This is a genomic window from Streptomyces sp. DSM 106670, from assembly GCF_055792845.1.
The window spans coordinates 5,996,891-6,014,387 of record NZ_CM147704.1; the positions used below are offsets into that span (position 1 = coordinate 5,996,891).

The following is a 17,497-nucleotide window of genomic DNA, read 5'->3' on the forward strand; positions in this document are numbered from 1 at the left end:
TCGTCTGATGAATACGGGCGGACGATGTGAACGACGCATTCCGGGTGATCGAGCAAAAGGACCGGCCCATCGGAAAGCGGCGGCCGAGAGCCCGGGGGGCGGACGACGGGGCGACCGTACGAGGTGGGAGGGCCACAGCTGTCCTCCTTCCTCCGCCGGGTGCCGGGGCGGCCGGGGCAGGGTCGGTGAGCCGGTGGGCGAGCGCGTCACCATGTGTAATGCCCAGTCAACCCCCTGTGGGGGTGCCGAGGGAAGTCATTTGTGACCGAAATTGTTTGATCGGCAGGAACTCTCTGACCACTCCTGGGTAGTTGGTGAAGTCGTGGGGCTCTCCGCGACGGCAGTGGCTCATGTGCGCCGGAAGAACTCGACCTCGCCGAGCGCGATCGGCCGCCCCTCGCCCTGTCCGGCCGCCTCCCGCAGCACCAGCCGGACGGAGACGACATCGCTGATGCCCGTCCGTACGGTCTGCTTGCCGGGCTTGTCGTTGAAGGTCACCGCCTTCTCGTGGACCGTGCCGTCCTCCGTCTCCACGATCAGATCCGCCCGGGTCGGCCGCGCGCCCTGCCGGAACTCCTGCGGCTCCTTCGATACACCGGTGTGCACCACGACGCCGACCAGCCGGAACGGCGTCCCGAACGAGCAGGTCAGCGACGCGCCCAGCTCGGGCGCGCCCCAGTACTTGTTCGTCAGGCCGTCGATCGCCGCGCTCGCCGGGTGCCCGGGCGCCGCCGCGCTCGCGGTCACCCCGGTGGGGCTGATCTCCGCCGTGCCGCCGAGCTTGTCCCGGACGTCCTCGTAGACGTAGCGGCCCAGCGGGAAGAACAGGAAGCCCGCGACCAGCAGCCCGGCCACGGCCAGGACCAGCAGCGTCCGCCGCAGCGCCCGGCCCGAACCGCCGCGCACCCGGCGGCGGAACGGCCACACCGTGCGCCACCACGGCAGGGCGGCCGGCGCCTCCTTGGCCTGCAGCGGAGCGGCGCACCGGCGGCAGAACTTCCGCCCCGGCAGGTTCGGCGTACCGCAGGCCGGGCAGGGCGGGCCGTCCGGAGTCTCCTCCTCCGCCACCGGCCGCACGACGGGCCGCCGGGTCACGGGCTTGGCCGGCCGCACCGCCCCGATCGGCTCGTCCGCGTCGGTCGCGGACCCGGATGCCGACCCGGATGCCGATCCCGGCGCGGTCGTCCTGGGCACCGGTGCGGACGCCGGGATTCCGGGGCGTACGGGAGCGGGCTGCGCGGGCCGCACAGGCGGCACGGGCGGTGCGGATGGCCTCGCCGTTACGGGTGCCGACGCCGCCGGGGGCGTGGTGGGCTGCGGTGGTACGGGGGTGGGTGCGGCGGGCCGGGGCGGCTCCGGCGGCTGTTCGGGGCGCGCGGGGGTGGGGCGTGGCGGAGCTTCGGGGCGCGCGGGCGGCTCGGGGCGATCGGAAGAGGCCGCGGGTGCGGGCTGCGCGGGTGCGGGATGCGCGGGGCGCGGGGGTACGGCGGAGTCCGGCGCGGTCGGTGTAGTTGGTGTCGCGGGTGCGGGCGCCGGAGCAGGTGCGGGCGTCGACGGAGGCGCGGATGCGGGCGCGGGCGCGGGCGCAGGCGTGGGCGTGGGCGTCGGCGTCGGCGTGGGCGTCGGCGGACCGGCAGGTTCCGGTGCCGGCTCCGGCGTGGACGCGGTCTCCGGCTCCGGGGCCCGCACCTCGGCCGAAGGCGGCACCGGGACCGAGGCGTGCGGCTCCGCCGAGCGCGGCCGCGCCACCGGGGTCTCCGGCTCCGCGACCGGGGCGTGCGGCACCGCGACCGGGCCCTGCGGCTCCGCCGAGCGCGGCTCCGCCACCGGGCGCTCCGGCACCGGCAGGGGCGGCCGCGCCACGGAAGGCTCCGCCTCCGGCCCGCGATCCGGCTCCGCCACGGGAGCCTCGGCTTCAGGCACCGGCCCCGGCTCAGGTTCCGGACCCGCGGCCCGCGTTCGCCGTACCGGCTGGGAGGACCAGCCCAGGTAGCTGCCGCAGTTGCCGCAGAAGTCGTCGGTCTCGCCGTTGGCCGTACCGCACGCCGGGCACGAACGCATCGCGTCAGCCTCCTGTCTGTTCGGGCTCTTCGGGCGGGCCCGGCAGGACCTCCACCCGGCAGGTGAGGTGGACGGGGCACGAGGCCGTGGCGACGTCCAGGACCCGGTGGGCGTCCACCGGGGCGTCCGCGCGCACCGGCCAGACCCGGACGAGCAGTTCACCGGTCGGCGGCGGCGGGAGCGCCGCGCCCGGCTCGGCCGACCAGGTGGCGCCCCCGCCGTCCCGGACGTCCGCGTGCACCCCGCAGACCAGCCGCAGCCGCTCGACGAGACCCCGTCGGGTGCCACGCCACCGGTGCAGTTCGACGGCGCGCGCGACGACCGCCCGGCGCAGCTCGACCGGCCACGCCGGATCGGTCTCGACGCCCACCCACGAGGCCAGCCAGGGCAGGAAGTCGGCCGGGGCCAGCGCCGGGTCGACGTAGGCGGGCAGGTTGTCCAGCGTGGACAGGACCGGCGCCAGCACCGTGTCCAGGCCCGCCGTGAACCGCTGGGCCAGGTCGTCGTCCGCGTACAGGGCGGGCAGCAGTTCGCCGATCGGGTAGCGGCTCGGCAGTCCGGGTATCGCGGCCCGGGTCATACGCCCTCACCGGCCCCGTTCGCGGTGACCACCACCTGGTGCTGGTGCGAGAAGACCAGGGCGCCCGGCGCGACGTCGACCCGGTCCACCGCCGCCCCGCGCCGGCCGGTGATCGGGTCCGCCGGGAACAGCCGGACGTCCTCCACCAGACCGGCCCCCTCCACGCTCTGGAGCACGGCGAAGACCTCCCCGTACTGCACGGGCCTGCCGAACGGCCACCCCCGGCCGTCCGCCCCGCCGCGCAACGGGTCGATGTGCCGGAACAGCGCCTCCAGCGCCTGCGCCCGCACCCGGTCCACGTCGCCCGGCGCGGCCACCAGCCGGGCGACGACCGTGACGCCCTGGTAGGCGGGCGGCTCCACGATCAGCCGGGTGCCCACCAGACGCCGTTCGTCGAGCCGTTCGGTGACCGCGGCCAGCACCTGGTCCGAGGGGATCAGCTGCTCGAAACGGAGATGGCCGTCCTCGTCGGCGACCGCGTCGGGCACCACCAGCACCCGTACCGCACCGGCCTCGCCCGCCACGGCCGGCACACACCGCACCCGGCGCAGCGACGGCGCGGCCTCCCGGGCGATGAGTTCGTAGTCCTCGGCCGTCACCGCCCGCTCCTGCACCCGCAGGATGTTGGGCGCGCGCACCTTCGCGTTCTCCACGGTCTCGCCGTCGACCCCGCCGGTCGCCGCCTCGCGGTTGTTCACGCCCGCGACGTACGGCACCGAACTGCGCAGCACGGAGATCGCGCCCCGGGCGACGTTCCCCGCCGCCCCGCCACCGGTCCGGTAGCGCGGGACGCGGAGCTGGGCGCCCTTCTCCGGCACCGCGCCGTACGCGCGCATCGTGCCGTCCGGCTCGCGCACCTCCGGCGGGAACGCGAACTCCCCGGCGACCGCGTCGATCCGCACATGCCGGTCACCGGGCCCGGACGCGCCGAAGTGCTCGACCGGCGTCCAGATCTGCCAGCCCTCGTCCGCCGACACCTGGACGACCGGCGGCTCCCCGTCCAGCAGCAGCGGCGCCCGGCTCACCGTGAACCGCTGCCCGGCGACGCCCTCCGACACCCCGAGCGGCACATCGACGACGGTCTCCGCGTGCTCCGCGGCCACCGTGCCGCCGACCGTGAACACCTCGGCCTCCCGGATCGTCGGCGACTCCGAGTAGAACGGCTGGCCCGGCTCCGGAGCGGTGACCCGGCAGCGCAGCCACCCCGCCCGGGTGCCCGCCACCACCGACGCGGTGTGCCCGGCCGGGACGAACACGACGACCTCGCCGGGCCGGTTCAGCCCGCCGGTGCTGTCGGTGCCGGTCGCACACATCACCCAGCGCGCCCCGTCCCACGCCTCCCACACCAGCGGCGGCTGACGCGGGTCGACGCCCACGCCCTCCACCCGGCTGTCCAGACGGACGGCGACGATGCAGCGCGGTACGGCCGTCGGCAGGCCGAACAGCAGGGCGTCACCGGGCTCCGGACGGTTCTGGAAGCACGGGATGTCCTTGCCCGCGCCGAGCGGCGCGGTCCGGTCCGTCTGCTCGCCCGACACCGGCGCGGTGACCAGCCGGACCAGCGAACTCGGCACGATCGGCAGGTCGTCGGCGGTGGAGAACACCACCGGCTCCTCGGCCTCCCCGCGCGCGGTCGCCACCTCCGTACCGGCGGGCAGATGCACGGTCTCCGGCTGCGGCGCGGACAGCCAGAAGTCGATCTCGGCCCGGGCCACGGTCGGCGGGAACAGCGTCACGCCGAGCAGGTCGAGGAAGGCCGCGTAGTTCTTGTCCGGCACCCGGTTCAGCCGGTAGAGCAACTGGTCGACCAGATACGCGAACGTCTCGATCAGCGTGACCCCGGGGTCCGACACATTGTGGTCGGTCCACTCGGGGGAGCGCTGCTGGACGTACCGCTTGGCCTCGTCGACGAGCTGCTGGAAGCGCCGGTCGTCCAGATTGGGCGAAGGCAGGGCCATCAGCGCATCCACGCTTCCCGGGAGGTCTCCGCGGCCGGACCCTCCGACGACGGGATCGTGTAGAAGGGAAAGACCAGGTTGCGCAGGTCGTTGGTGGCCCGCACGGTGTAGTGCACGTCGATGTAGAGCGTGCCCTCCTCGATGGCGTCGAACGCGATCACCACGTCCGTCACCTCGATGCGCGGCTCCCACCGCTCCAGCGAGGTGCGGACCTCCTGCGCGATCCGCCCGGCCGTCGCCCCGTCGCCGGGCGCGAAGACGTACTCGTGGATACCGCAGCCGAACTCCGGGCGCATCGGCCGCTCGCCCGGCGCGGTGCCGAGGATCAGCCCGATCGCCTCCTCGATCTCCCGGTCCCGCTCGACCAGCGCGATCCCGCCCGTCGGCCCGACCCGCAGCGGGAAGCCCCAGCCGCGTCCGATGAATCCGCCGCCGCTCACATCGGGCCCCCGATCAGGACGTTGAACGCACCGCTGACGATGGGCGCGCCGCAGGTGGTCTTGTCGCCCATCCGGGCCGCGGGCAGCCCGCCGATGAGCACCGCGCCGCCGATCGCGGCGGCGGGGTTGGGCATGATCACGTTGCCGGGCCCGAGCGCCGCGTGCGGGGGGATGACGCACCCGTGCAGGCTCCCGGTGACGGCTGCGGGCCGGCCGCCGATGAGCACGGTGGCCACGGCCACCGCACCCGGGGGCGGGGTGGCGATGAGACCGCCGTGGGCGGTGCTGTCGCCCGTGCGGGCTGCGGGGGGCATGGCCGGGGTTCTCCTTGCTGCGAAAGGGACTTCAGGGGTACGAGCGAGTGGTGGACGGTTAGTTGATCCTGATGAGCTTGGCCTTGAGCACCGCGAGCAGTCCGCCGTCGACCGTGACCCCCGTCTTGCCGTTGACGGTCACCGAGCGGCCCTTGATGTTCACGTCGCCGGTGGCGCCCGCGTCGAGCGTGATGCCCGAGGCGGACAGCGTCACCGAGCTCAACTCCCGCGTGCCGCCACGGGCTTTCACGGTCAGGGTGATCTCGCCCTTCTTCTCGTCGAGGACGACGTCGAGCCGCTTGTCGCCGGTGGCGATCCGTACGCCCGACGGCCCGCGCGGGGCGTCCAGCAGCTCCAGCCGATTGCCCGAACGGGACACCAGGGAACGGCGGTTGACCTTGCCGCTCGTCGGGTCGACCAGCGGAACGTCGTGCGGCGACGGCTTGTCGACCCCGTTGTAGAGGCCGCCGAGCACATACGGGCTGTCCAGCAGCCCCTGCTCGAACCCGACCAGCACCTCGTCGTTGACCTCGGGGCTGAACACCCCGCCGCCGCCCTGGCCGCCCCACTGCACGGTGCGGACCCAGTCGGTGACGTACGTGTCGTCGAGCCACGGGAACTTCAGCCGCACCCAGCCGCGTTGGCCCTTGCCCTCCTCGCGGATGTCGGTGACCACCCCGATCGCCAGGCCGGGCATGCGCGGGCCGCGCGAGGGGGCGTTGCCGCCGCCGGTCAGCCCGGACAGCGAACGGTCCGGCGAGGCGCTGACGATCACCGTCGTGCGGTAGCCGGTGTCCGGTTCGAGGACGTGATGGGCGGCGGTGGCGGTGTAACGGCCGGAGAACGCGGGCCCCACGTTGCCGAGGGCCACCGGCAGACCCGCCCGCAGCTGGGGATTCCCGTACGCCACCGCCTCGACCTCACCGAAGCCGGAGCTGACCGAGGACGCGAGCGCATCGGCCACGGCCCGGGTCTCCGCCTGGGTGCGGTACGGAGTGTCGGCGATCGTCGTACGGGAGCCACCGGACCCGAAGATCCGCGCGGCCGTCGACGGGCTCATCCCCGGCACGACGGTGTCGCTGCGGATGGACTGCTGCCGGGCCACCAGCCGCGTCTTCGTGTCGACGTTCCAGCCGCGCACCTCGACACTGTCAGCCCCGTCCGCCCCGGTCAGCACCGCACGCAGGGCCAGCAGATTGTTCCCGTACTCCAGAACCATCGGGTTGCGCGTGGCGGACGTCGAGGGCGAGGGGGCCGAGGAGGCGGGGTCCGGCTTGGTGAACTGCAACAGGCCCTTGTCGTCCACCCGTACGGTCGCGCCGCTCTCGGCCGCCAGATGCTGGAGGAACTCCCAGTCCGACACGTTCGGCTGGGTCAGCTGCTTGTACGTGATCGACGCGGCCTCGATCCGCCCGCAGGCCAGACCGGCCCCGGTGGCCACCTTGCGGACGATGTCCGCCGTCTTCATGTTCCGGTACGCCACGACCTTCCGGCCGCGCTGGAGCCGGTGCGCCTTGGAGAACGCCCGCACGACGGTGAACGATCCGGTGGTGTCGGTGTCCAGCTCGATGGCGGTGACCTCACCGGTGAACAGCCGCTCGCGCGCCCGGTCCTGCACGGTGACCACCGAGATCTTCAGCGGGGTGCCCATGCCGATGCCGGTCTTGGCGAGGAAGGTGTGGTCGGGGTCCCGGTACATCAGGACGGCGGTGTCCGGCAGGCCCACGTTCTCGTCGACCACACAGCTCACCAGCTGGGTGGCCCAGACGGCGGGCAGCTCGGCCGGCGCCTCGACGATCGGGTCGGCGGCGAAGGAACGGCCGGGGGCGTCCTTACCGGTCATCGGCTCTCCTCCGCCAGATGGTCCTCCCGCCCGGGCACCAGGAGTTCCCGGCCGGGCGTCAACTGCATCGGGTCGTCGATGTCGTTGGCGTACGCGATGGTCCGCCAGGCGGTGGCGTCGCCGTACTCCCGCCAGGCCAGCAGCGGCAGGCTGTCCCCGGCCACGACCTGGTGGGTGCGCCGCGCCTCCTTCGAACCCGAGGTGGGGTTCTGGCCGGCCGGGTCGACGCTCGCCTCCTCGATCGACAGGGAGCAGGTGGCGCGCAGCGGCTTCCCGTCCACGTCGAACAGGGTGTAGGAGACGGAGAGGTTGGAGAGCACCCCGTCGAACGACGTCGTCTTCGACGTCCCCCAGTCGAACCGCACCCAGGGGCTGGCGGGCGTCTTGCGGGCCAGGCTGCTGGGCGTGGGGACACAGGCGGTCATCAGCTGCTCCACCGCCTTCTCCACGGAGTTGTCGTGGGTGGCGGTCGCGTCGAGGAACACCTCCAGCGACAGGGCCCGGGGCCCGCTGCCGACGAACTCGGGCAGCGCGGACTGCCCGGCCATCCGGGACGGAGTACGCCGCCACTCGGTGCTCTTGCTCAGCGACAGCTTCGCGGGGTTGAACTGCAACGTGAGCCGGGCGAGCGTGCCGCCCGGCTTGGCGCCGACGGTCGACGGCGGCTCCATGATGGTCAGCTGGGCACGAGCGCGGCTCGCACGGAGAGCGGGTGACATTGCGTTCCTCCTTCCTTCGTCCTGGTCTTGGCCTCGGTCGCGGTCCCGCCGGGGGCGGTCAGGACGGCTCCAGGCCCTCGTGCGCGATCTCCAAGGTCTCGATCGCCGCCTGGGAGTTGGCCGGGTCGAAGGACGGCCCCTGCCAGCGCACCGGCACGATGCCGTGGACCTGCCAGCTGATGATCCGGCTGAGATCGGGGCGCAGCGCCACGATCTCGCCGTCCTTGGGCTCGACCCGCTGGATCGTCTCGTTCAGCCAGCGCGCGATCTTCATCGTGTCGGCGGTCACCGGGCGGGTCAGCGTGATGTTCGTCCAGGTGATCCGCCCCGGCAGCTGCCAGGTGAACCCGTTGTTGCCGCCCTCGGCGTACGTCTCCATCTCCACCTCGGCGCCCAGACCGGAGCAGGTGTGGAACGCGCCCAGGTCGCTGCCGCCGATCGCGAGCTTGAAGAACACGCTCGTCGCGAAGATGTTGTCCGTCATGCGTCTCTCGTCTTCTTCTCTGCTGTCGGTCGTACGGGTCGTGCGGGGGCGGGCAGTTACGGGTGTGGGTGCGGGCGCGCGTCGCGGCGTCAGCGGCGGCCGTCGTGCAGCCGTCCGCTGCGTTCCCGGCCCCGCCGCAGATCGGCGCGGATGAGCCGGCTCACCGGGTCGAGGAGCCGGCGGGCCAGCTCCTCGATCTCCGTACCGCTCAGCCGGTTCGCCGGAGAGGCGTCGGGGGAGTCCTCGGCCGCGGGGCCCGCCCGCTGCACGGCGGGCTTCGCCGGGGCGGCCTGCACGGGCACCCCGGTGATCCCGGCGTTCGCCGCCGCACGCTGGACCGCCTGCGCCCTGCTCTCCGGGCGACCCGCACCGGCGGCCTGCGCGGGCGCGCGGGGCGGCACCCGTACGGAGAGCCCCGGCGGTGCGGCGGGCGCGGCACCGTCCACGGGGGCCGGTCCGGCGGCCGGCGGACCGGCGCCGTCGGGCACCACCGGCATCGCCAGCCGCTGCACGGGTACGGCGTCGGCTCCCGGCTGCGCGGCCCCGGGCGGATGCGGCCGGACGACGGGAACACGGCGTGGACCGGGGGCGGTTGCGGGCGCCGACGCCGATGCGCCGGAAGGCGTCGACGGTGCTGAGGGCATCCCCGGCCGGGCGTACGGGAGCGGCGCGGCGGGTGCGGACGGAGAGGCGGCGGTGCGTTGGACGGCAGGGGCGGCGGCGGTGCGCTGTGCGGGGCCCGGCTGCGGGGCGGAGGGGACGGGCGAGGGCTTCGTGGTCGGCCCTGACCGTCGTACGAGTCGCTGGAGCACGCCACCGGGCGGGGTCGGGGCGGAAGAGCTGGTGGTGGCGTCGGCCGTGGGGTGCGGGGCGTGGCCGGGTGCGACCGGGCCGCCGCCCCGGTGAACGGGGTTCGTGGTCGCGGAACGCTGGACCGGGGCACCCGGCGCCGCACCGGAAGACGCCGGCTGCCGGGCGCTCGGCGGGTTTCCGGTCCGGGCGTCGGCGGGGCCCGGCTGCGGTACGTCCCGCCGCCAGGTGGCCGCAACGACCGGGCGGGCGGTGCTGCCGCCCGCCGCAGCCGCCGTCGGCGGTGCCGAGAACCCTTCGGCGGAACCGGTGTTCACCGTCAGCCGGCGTTCGGTGAGCAGGGCCCGTGACCGCTGGACGGTGGGCGAGAGGGGCAGTGACGGTGCCGTACCGCCGGAGCCCTGCGCCGCCGCCCGGTCCCGGGCGACGGGCCGGATGCGTACCGGGGGCGGGGGAGCGTCGGAGGAGGTACGGGCGTGGCCCGGGGCCGCCGCGCGCTGAACGGCGGCGGTTCCGGACGAGGACGAGGCGGGTGCGGCGGGTGCACCGGGAGTGGTGGGCGCGGCGGGAGCCGATCGCACCGGCATCGCGGCGGGCGGGCCCTGCGGTGCGGGTGCGTGCGCCGGAACGACGGGCCCGGAACCCGGGGCCGTCGCCGGTCCGTGGCCCGGGGCGCGGAGCGGGTCCGGCCGTGTCCCCGTTCCCGGGGACGTACGGTCGCCGAGCAGCGGTGCGTCGCCGCCGAGCCGGGCGGTCGGCGGCAGCGAGGGAAGCGGCGTGCCGATCCCGCCCCGCACCCGGGCCCGTGAACCGCCGGAAGCGTCGGGCCGGGTTGCCGGGGAGGAGGTGGTGGGCGTCGCGCCGCCCGGGGCCGGTGCTCGCTGCACAGAGGGGGCGGGGCCCGAGGGCGTGGACGGCCCGGACGTCCGGGCGGACGGGGACGGCTGGGCGGACCGCGACGTCTCGGCCGACCGCGACGACTGCGTCTGCTGGGACGACTGGGTCTGCTGGGACGGCTGAGATGACCGGGGCCGGGAGTCCGGCGCAGGCGATGGCTGTTGCCGAGCCGACGCCTTCGCCTGCGCCTGCGCCGAACCGGCTGCAGGCCCCCGGGGCGTGGCGTGCGGCGTGGCCGGAGGGCTCGGCGGGTCCGTCGCCCGGCGCTGGAGCACCGGCATCTCGGCGGCCGGGGGAGCCGACGCGGGCGCGGACGGTACGACGCCGACGCCCGCCGGACCGCCGTCGCCGGCCGGCCTGGCTCCGTCGGGCAGCGCGCGCAGCGGCTTGCCCAGGGCCGGGCGCACCACCTCGGCGGCGGGCGGGCCGGAGGCGCGGTCGGGGGACGGGGGTTCCGGAGCCGTACGGTCCGGACCGCTCGGCCGCTCGGACACGGCCCGCTGGACGGCGGCGGCCGGAGCGGCGGCGGCCGAAGCCGGAGCGGAAGGAGCGGCCGAAGAGGCGGCAGGACCGGAAGGCGTGACGGGCGTGGCGGGTGCGGCGGGCGGGAGCCCGGCGATCTGCCGCAGCGGCATCGCCGGACGCCGGGCGACGATCAGCGGCGGGGCGATCCGCTGCGGACGTACGGCCGCGGGCCGGGCCCGGTACCCGGAGTCCGGCCCGTCGCCGTGGCCGGTGGTGGTGTGCGGGTCGCTCACGCGCGCCGCCCGCGAGGAGGCCCCGGAGCCGGAGGATCCGGCACCCGGAGCTGCGGACGAGCCGGACGGACCGGAAGAACGCGATGCCCCGGAAGCGCCTGAAGCCCCGGACGGCCCCGAGGACTTGGACGAACCGGAAGCTGCTGGCCGATCGGCCGACCCCGACCGGTCCGGCGAACCCGACGACGACCCGCGCGCGGCGGACGGGGCAGCCCCGGCCGACCGCTGGACCGAGGCCGACCGCTGGACCGACGGCGCCCCAGGACCCGGCTTCCCCGGCCTCGTACCGGAACCCAACCCCGTACCCGTACCGCCGCCGGTCCGGCTGCCCCGGCCCGCGGCCCGGTCGGCCGAGGCGGACGGCAGGTCCGGCGTGGGCCCGGCGGGCCCGTCGGCTTCCTGGGGCCGGACCGCGCGCAGCAGCAGCGGTCCGCCGGGGGACGCGGTCCGGGCGCTGCCCGGGCGGGCGACGCCGTGGATGAGGCCGACCGGGGCCGACGGCAGGACGGAGTGGCCGAGTTCGCCGCCGAGCGCCGGGTTCTGCCAGGAGGCCAGCCGGGACCGGAACCGCAGCCCGTCGCTCACGCCGATCGAGGACCGGGCGACGGTCACCGACGGCGGAGCCACCCGCCGCCAGCCGCCGTCCCAGCCACCGCCGTCGCCCTCGCCGGAGGCCGGGGCGGGGTCAGGGGACACGGAAGCAGGGGCTGAGGCGGGTACGGCGGTGCCGCCCGCGTCCCGGCCCGCGTCCCCGCCGGACCGGCGCCGGTCCGTCCGGCGCAGCCAGTCGCCGAGCCCCACACGATCACCCGCCTTCGTTGACGCGGGTGTTGATCCGCGCTATCTCCCGTACCCACTGCTGACGTTCGCCGTGGGTGAGGTCGAGAATGTCCTCACGCTGCCAATGGAAGTGGTAGGCGACGTACGCGATCTCCTCCCGCAGCCGGGGAAGCGCGTACGTCACGATTCCCCCAGGCGCCCACCCGAGAGGTCCACCTCGAACGACCCGTGGCACAGCGGGCAGGTCACCGCGGCATGCGTGTGGCCCTCGCTGTTGATCCGCCGGTAGAAGTCCTGGAGGAACGCCACATCGGTCGCGTACATCCGCTCGACGATCCCGGCGTGCACATCGGTGATCGGGCCGAGCTGGGTGATCACCTGGCTGAGCAGCACCACGGACAGATACGCCGGGTTCTCCTTCACCCGCAGGTCGATCTGCGGGCGCAGCTCGTCCCGGGCCGTCGCCAGCCGCATGGTGCCGTTCCGGTGCACCTGGCCCTCGTCGTCGACGTACCCGCGCGGCAGCTCGAAGGCGAACTCCGTCTGCAGCGTCTCCCGTTCCCGGGGGCGGGCGGGCGCGGGAGCCGCGGCCTCCTCGCGTGCGGCGGGCGCGGCGGCGAGGGTGTCGAGGACCTCTTCGAGGCCCGCGCCCGGCGTAACGGTCCGGCGCCTCATTCGACCACGATCTCCTCGAAGGTGATGGTCACCGTCTCGGTCGCCGCGCTGGACTCGCCGGCCTTGAGCGAGGGGCCCTCCCACTTGGAGGCCCAGCCCTGCATCAGCTGGATGCGGCGGACGGTCTCACCGGTCGAGTCCTTGATCTCGATCGTGAGGTTCTGCCGTGCGGTGTCCACGGCCCCGTTGTTGAGGGTCTCCTTGATCCAGGTGGTGAACTCGCTGCTCTTGTCGAGGCCGCGGGTGATCGTCACCTCGCCCGCCTGGCGGGCGCCCGGCTGCTTGCGGATGATCTGCTTGCCCTCGGCGGTCACCTGACGGACCTCGACGACTTCTTCCTCGACGGTCATGCCGCTGATCTCCTGGATGGACTCCACGAGGTAGCCGCCGAGCTGAACGCCGAAGACGTGGGTGGAAAGAGCGTCGCCCTCTGCCATGACTGTGTGTCACCTGTTCTGATCGAAAGGGAAGTTAAGGGGTGCGGGAGGACCGCGAGGCCACGGTCACTCGTCGACGAGGCTGGTGCTGTCCGAGAACTGCGAGAGACGGAAGATCACGAACTCTGCGGGCTTCACCGGGGCCACCCCGATCTCGCAGACGACCTGACCGAGATCGATCGACTCCTGCGGGTTGTTGCTCCGGTCGCACCGGACGTAGAACGCCTCCTCGGCCGTACGGCCGAACAGTGCGCCGCGGCGCCACTCCTCGGTGAGGAAGGCGGTGACGTTGCGCCGGATGCTCGACCAGAGACGGTCGTCGTTCGGCTCGAACACCACCCACTGGGTGCCCAGGAGGATGGACTCCTCCAGGTAGTTGAAGAGGCGGCGCACGTTCAGGTAGCGCCAGGCCGGGTCGGAGGAGAGGGTGCGCGCGCCCCAGATGCGGATGCCGCGGCCGGGGAAGGCGCGGACACAGTTCACGCCGATCGGGTTGAGGAGGTCCTGCTCGCCCTTGCTGAGGCGGATCTCCAGGTCCACCGCGCCGCGGATGACCTCGTTGGCCGGGGCCTTGTGCACTCCGCGCTCGCCGTCGCTGCGCGCCCAGACGCCGGCCACGTGACCGCTCGGCGGGACCAGGGAGTTGCGGCCGCTCGCCGGGTCGAAGACCTTGACCCACGGGTAGTAGAGGGTCGCGTAGCGCGAGTCGTAACCGGCGTCCTCGTTGCGCCAGGTGCGGACGCGCTGGGCGTTCATGCCCGGCGGGGTGTCCAGGACGGCGACCCGGTCGCCCATCTGCTCGCAGTGCGAGATGACCGCGAGCTGCACGGTCTTGACGCCCTCGGCGTCGATGTCGCCGCGCTGGAAGGCGCTCATCAGGTCCGGGACGGCGACCATCGTGATCTCGTCGATCGCTTCGAGACCGGCGAACCCGGTACGCGCGGAGGCGTCGCCCACGTACTCGGAGGCGTCGATCCGGGCCACACCGGAGCCGGTGCCGGGGGCGCCCGCGGCGGCGAGGGCGACGGTCTGCTTCTCGGGGCGGCTCTGGGCCGTGCCGGGCTGCTCGGTGACCTGGACGAGCTTGGAGTCCCGGGTCTGGGTGACCAGATAGCCCTTGACGTTCTTGCGGGTGGACACGTCGTACGTCTCCACGGCCTTGCCGCCCTGGCGCACCAGCAGCCGGAAGCGGTCCTCCGGCGGGTTCTCGCCCTCGGCGTCGGCGATCTCCACGGAGAGGCCGTCGCCCGCGCCGGGCTTGGCGGTGACCAGGAACCCGCCGAGCGCGACGGCGGCGGGGGCCGGGGCGACCGCGCCCTGCGCCGCGCCCTCCGAGCCCTGCGCGGGGCCGCCGATGCGCACGATGTAGGCCGCGCCGCCGCCGTTGGCGAAGAAGCCGTACACGGCGTGCGTGAGATAGGTGTCGGCGGTGAAGGTGCCGAACGTCTGGACGTACTGGTCCCAGTTGGTCACCAGCGTCGGCTGGTGGAAGGGGCCCGATTCGGCGAAGCCGACGAAGGCTGCGACCGCGGTGCCGACTCCTTCGATGGGCCGTGCTCCGGACTGCACCTCCTCCACGTAAACACCGGGGGTGAGGTACGACGGCATGCTCGCTCCTTCTGGACGGTCACTCGATCACTGTCCAGTCTTGACCGGCCGCCCGGGCGGAGAGTAGGCCCCAGGGTCCTGGACGCGGGGCAATGAGGCTGCCTTTCCGGGCCCTCGTACCCGGGGGAACACTGCCCTTGGCGGGCCGGCCGGAACGGTCTCCCTATTCGCGGACGGCGACGCGTATTCCACCGGCCGCGTGAAGAGAAGGCGAACAACGCGTTACGGAACGTCCCGAAGCGGCCGCCCCTGTCGGGGGATTGGGCGAAAGGGCGGACGGCGCGCCGAGGGGTCTATGTGTTTGGTATCTCTTTTTCTCGGTAAACGCCGGAAGGCCGGCAGACGTCCGGGGTCAGCGGGGAAACGCGCCGAGGTGACGTGATTCGGCCAGAATGCGCCGAGAAGGTAGGGGAATCCGGTCGGACGCGGAGGGCGGAAGCGGGCACGGAGGCGCTCCGAACGGGCACCGCGAACCCACCCCCGACCCGTCAGAACCGTTCCTGAGCAGGCCCGTTCGTGCCCGCGGCCACCGGAAGCGGATATTCTTCCGGTGCTGTCGCCGCCGCGGGCGACCGAACTGGTAGAGACCTTTGGCGTATCCGGGAGGGCGAATCCGCCATCGCCCGGCACGCCGGGTTTCCTCTCGGCCGGGTTTCTGCTGTTGTCTCGTCGAGAGGCGAAGCAGAGCGCTCGGCGTCGCTGTTTCTATCGTGCGAGATCGCTCAGCACGCCACTGACATTCAGAACCTGATGGCATCCGGAAGCCTGTGTTCCGGTGGCCGGGGTGCCGGGCTTGGCACAGGTGACGGAAGCGGTGACGGTGGCGTTCTCCGGAACCTGAATGGGGGTGACCCAGTGATAGTCCTGGTTGCGGAAGGTTTCCAGCGCGATGGTCGTGATCTTGCGCTCTCCGAAGGAGATCGTCACGACGCCTTCGTCACCCTGGAAGTTCGCCACCACGATGTCGGTGACGCCGAACACCTTCCCGGCCGGAACCTTGTAGGCCCGCTCCTCCGTGGCTCCCGCCCGGGTCTCCACGTCGATGGTCTCGGAGGCCTGCTGACCGCCGCCGACCCCGCCACCGCCGTTGCCGCCTCCGCCGGAGCCGCCCGGTCCGGAACCGCCCGTACCGGGGCCCGTTCCGTCCGGACCGGTGCCCTGGCCCTGACCACCGGCCGGGTTGTCCGCACCGCCCGGCGGGGTCGACCCCTGTTCCTTACCGCGCTCGGTCTCCTCCTGCGCGGCCTTGGTCCCGGCCTGCTTGGCCGTGCTCTGCACCGCGGGCCGCACCAGGGCGAACCACGCGAGCAGCAGGGCCAGCAGCGCCGCCAGCACGATCAGCAGCCACTTGGGCAGCACCGGTATCTGGGCGAACTCCCCGGGCAGCGGCTCGGATCCACCGGGCAGCTCGTCCTCGGCCTCCCCTTCGGCGCCCTCGGTCGCCGTGACCTCGAACGGCCAGGTGACGGGCTCGCCGAACCAGATCAGCTTGCGGGCCCGGACCTTCAGCCGGACCTCCGCCGACTCACCCGGCTCCAGCCGCTTCTTGTCCGGCGTGAAGGTCAGCCGCAGGTCCTCGCCCGCCTGCTTGGCCGCGAGCGCCACGTCGACCGGGGTGTTCCCCTTGTTCTGCACGGCGGTACGGAAACGGGCGCCCAGCCAGCCCCGGCGGCGGCGCGGTTCCAGCTCCGTACGGAGCTCGTGGAAGGGCTCCACGGTCACCGTCGACTCCGGCACCACCACCGACTCGGGCCGCTCCGCGGGCAGCACCCGTACGGCCAGGGGGGTTTCGCCCGCCCGGACCTCATGGGAGCGCGGCGGGGCGAAGGTGAGGGTCACCGTCTCGGAGGTGCCCGGGTACAGCGACACACGTGCCGGCTCGACCGTGCTCCAGGCGGCACAGTCGCCGACCACTTCGAGTGTGTAGGCCTCGACGATGTCGCCGTCGTTGCGCACGGTCAGGGTGGTCGTCGCGGTACCGCCAGGCGACACCGTCACCGTGCGGCTTTCGAGTTCGGCAGATGTGGTCACTCTGCGACGGTAGGCCGCCCGCACCGCTCGGCAGCAGAGACGCGAGGGCAACAAGCGGGCAGGGGTGGTGCCCCGAGGGCCCACCGGCACGGTGTCCCCGCGCCCCCACCACGAGCCCGCGCGCCCTGCCCCGGCCGGCGGAGGCGATACGAGGACCGGCGGACAGCGCCAGCAGGCATATCGGGCTGAAGTACCTGAGGAAGACGGGCACCGAACGATGACGACGATCACGGACACGACGAACAGCACGACGAGCACCACGATGAACAGCACGGCCGGCAGCGCGGCCACGCGCGGGCACTACCGCAGGCCCGACTCCTCGGGCCGCCGCACGCCCGCCTCCGGGGGAGCGCCCGGCGGCAGGGTCTCCGTGGCGGTGTACGCGGAGGACCTGATCCTGCAGACCGGGATGATCCACCAACTGCGCGTGCGGCCCGAGATAGAACTGCTGCCGGAGGACGAGGCGGACCGCGCCCAGGTCTCCCTGGTCGTGGTGGACATGGTGGACGACCCCACCGTCCAGCTCCTCCACCGCCTCCAGCGCAACACCGCCACCCGCACCGGACTGGTCGTGGGCTTCTTCGAGTCGGGCGCCCTCCAGACCATGATCGAGTGCGGTGTCGCCGCCGTCCTCCGGCGCGGCGAGGCCGACCAGGACCGGCTCGTCCACCTGGTACGGGCGATGGCCAACGGCGAGGGCGTGCTCCCGGGCGATCTCCTCGGCAAGCTCCTCGACCACGTCAGCTCCCTCCAGCGGACGGTCCTCGACCCGCGCGGGCTCACCCTCTCCACGCTCACCGCACGGGAGGCGGAGATGATCCGGCTGGTCTCGGAGGGCTGCGACACCGCGGAGATAGCCCAGAAGACCTCGTACTCCGAACGCACCGTCAAGAACGTGCTGCACGAGGTCGCGACCCGCCTCGAACTGCGCAACCGGGCCCACGCGGTGGGCTACGCGATGCGGCACGGGCTGATCTGAGGGGCGGGGGCGGGAGCGGGGCGGCCAGGGCGGCAGGTGGCCGGGCCGCCCCGCCCCCGCACTGCCCCGGAAACGGCCCGCCCGCCGCCGCAAAGGGCAGCGGTCCCTTCCCCCGCTCCGGGT

16 protein-coding genes are annotated in these 17,497 nt (G+C 73.7%); 2 read left to right on the forward strand and 14 right to left on the reverse strand.

The window, feature by feature from the left end; genetic code table 11:
* Nucleotides 1-348: 348 nt before the first annotated feature.
* Nucleotides 349-1,095, reverse strand: coding sequence for a zinc ribbon domain-containing protein (locus ACSMXR_RS26695; protein WP_256341927.1), 747 nt, complete (start codon nt 1,093-1,095; stop codon nt 349-351).
* Between the two features lie 4 nt (nt 1,096-1,099).
* Between ACSMXR_RS26695 and ACSMXR_RS26700 the strand changes: the two genes are divergently transcribed.
* Nucleotides 1,100-1,993, forward strand: a complete 894-nt coding sequence (locus ACSMXR_RS26700) for a hypothetical protein (protein WP_473170084.1) — start codon at nt 1,100-1,102, stop codon at nt 1,991-1,993.
* A 72-nt stretch (nt 1,994-2,065) separates the two neighbouring features.
* Here the strand turns inward: ACSMXR_RS26700 and ACSMXR_RS26705 are convergent, their stop codons facing one another.
* The 13 genes from ACSMXR_RS26705 to ACSMXR_RS26765 all read right to left on the reverse strand — a co-directional run bounded on the left by ACSMXR_RS26705 (nt 2,066) and on the right by ACSMXR_RS26765 (nt 16,362).
* Nucleotides 2,066-2,641 (reverse strand): phage tail protein I, encoded by a 576-nt coding sequence (locus ACSMXR_RS26705; RefSeq protein ID WP_218524684.1) that lies wholly within the window; start codon nt 2,639-2,641, stop codon nt 2,066-2,068.
* Nucleotides 2,638-4,599, reverse strand: coding sequence for a putative baseplate assembly protein (locus ACSMXR_RS26710; RefSeq protein WP_381909609.1), 1,962 nt, complete (start codon nt 4,597-4,599; stop codon nt 2,638-2,640). Before ACSMXR_RS26710 ends, ACSMXR_RS26705 begins: the two co-directional genes overlap by 4 nt.
* Nucleotides 4,599-5,039: a GPW/gp25 family protein gene (locus tag ACSMXR_RS26715; RefSeq protein WP_473170085.1), complete on the reverse strand. Its 441-nt coding sequence runs from the start codon at nt 5,037-5,039 to the stop codon at nt 4,599-4,601. Before ACSMXR_RS26715 ends, ACSMXR_RS26710 begins: the two co-directional genes overlap by 1 nt.
* Nucleotides 5,036-5,353, reverse strand: a complete 318-nt coding sequence (locus tag ACSMXR_RS26720) for a PAAR domain-containing protein (RefSeq protein ID WP_007457201.1) — start codon at nt 5,351-5,353, stop codon at nt 5,036-5,038. Before ACSMXR_RS26720 ends, ACSMXR_RS26715 begins: the two co-directional genes overlap by 4 nt.
* 58 nt (nt 5,354-5,411) lie before the next feature.
* Nucleotides 5,412-7,196: a VgrG-related protein gene (locus ACSMXR_RS26725; RefSeq protein WP_137233586.1), complete on the reverse strand. Its 1,785-nt coding sequence runs from the start codon at nt 7,194-7,196 to the stop codon at nt 5,412-5,414.
* Nucleotides 7,193-7,915, reverse strand: coding sequence for a CIS tube protein (locus ACSMXR_RS26730; RefSeq protein WP_473170086.1), 723 nt, complete (start codon nt 7,913-7,915; stop codon nt 7,193-7,195). The genes ACSMXR_RS26725 and ACSMXR_RS26730 overlap by 4 nt, the downstream gene beginning before the upstream one ends.
* 58 nt (nt 7,916-7,973) lie before the next feature.
* A complete protein-coding gene (locus ACSMXR_RS26735) occupies nt 7,974-8,399 on the reverse strand; it encodes a phage tail protein (protein WP_030079082.1) in 426 nt (141 codons plus the stop codon).
* An 89-nt stretch (nt 8,400-8,488) separates the two neighbouring features.
* The gene (locus ACSMXR_RS26740) at nt 8,489-11,560 is read right to left on the reverse strand and encodes a hypothetical protein (protein WP_473170087.1); all 3,072 of its coding nucleotides are present in this window, start codon (nt 11,558-11,560) and stop codon (nt 8,489-8,491) included.
* Nucleotides 11,561-11,669: 109 nt separating this feature from the next.
* Nucleotides 11,670-11,828 (reverse strand): DUF6760 family protein, encoded by a 159-nt coding sequence (locus ACSMXR_RS26745; RefSeq protein WP_003966147.1) that lies wholly within the window; start codon nt 11,826-11,828, stop codon nt 11,670-11,672.
* A complete protein-coding gene (locus ACSMXR_RS26750; protein WP_086780047.1) occupies nt 11,825-12,319 on the reverse strand; it encodes a hypothetical protein in 495 nt (164 codons plus the stop codon). The genes ACSMXR_RS26745 and ACSMXR_RS26750 overlap by 4 nt, the downstream gene beginning before the upstream one ends.
* Nucleotides 12,316-12,756 carry a phage tail protein gene (locus ACSMXR_RS26755; protein ID WP_007457189.1) on the reverse strand — a complete coding sequence of 147 codons (441 nt, stop codon included), beginning with the start codon at nt 12,754-12,756 and terminating at the stop codon, nt 12,316-12,318. The genes ACSMXR_RS26750 and ACSMXR_RS26755 overlap by 4 nt, the downstream gene beginning before the upstream one ends.
* 66 nt (nt 12,757-12,822) lie before the next feature.
* Nucleotides 12,823-14,364 (reverse strand): phage tail sheath family protein, encoded by a 1,542-nt coding sequence (locus tag ACSMXR_RS26760; RefSeq protein WP_137233590.1) that lies wholly within the window; start codon nt 14,362-14,364, stop codon nt 12,823-12,825.
* 705 nt (nt 14,365-15,069) lie between these two features.
* The gene (locus tag ACSMXR_RS26765) at nt 15,070-16,362 is read right to left on the reverse strand and encodes a COG1470 family protein (RefSeq protein WP_364885566.1); all 1,293 of its coding nucleotides are present in this window, start codon (nt 16,360-16,362) and stop codon (nt 15,070-15,072) included.
* Between the two features lie 250 nt (nt 16,363-16,612).
* On the opposite strand from ACSMXR_RS26765, the gene ACSMXR_RS26770 reads away from it, so the two are divergent.
* Nucleotides 16,613-17,374 carry a helix-turn-helix transcriptional regulator gene (locus tag ACSMXR_RS26770; protein ID WP_240805990.1) on the forward strand — a complete coding sequence of 254 codons (762 nt, stop codon included), beginning with the start codon at nt 16,613-16,615 and terminating at the stop codon, nt 17,372-17,374.
* Nucleotides 17,375-17,497: the final 123 nt, after the last annotated feature.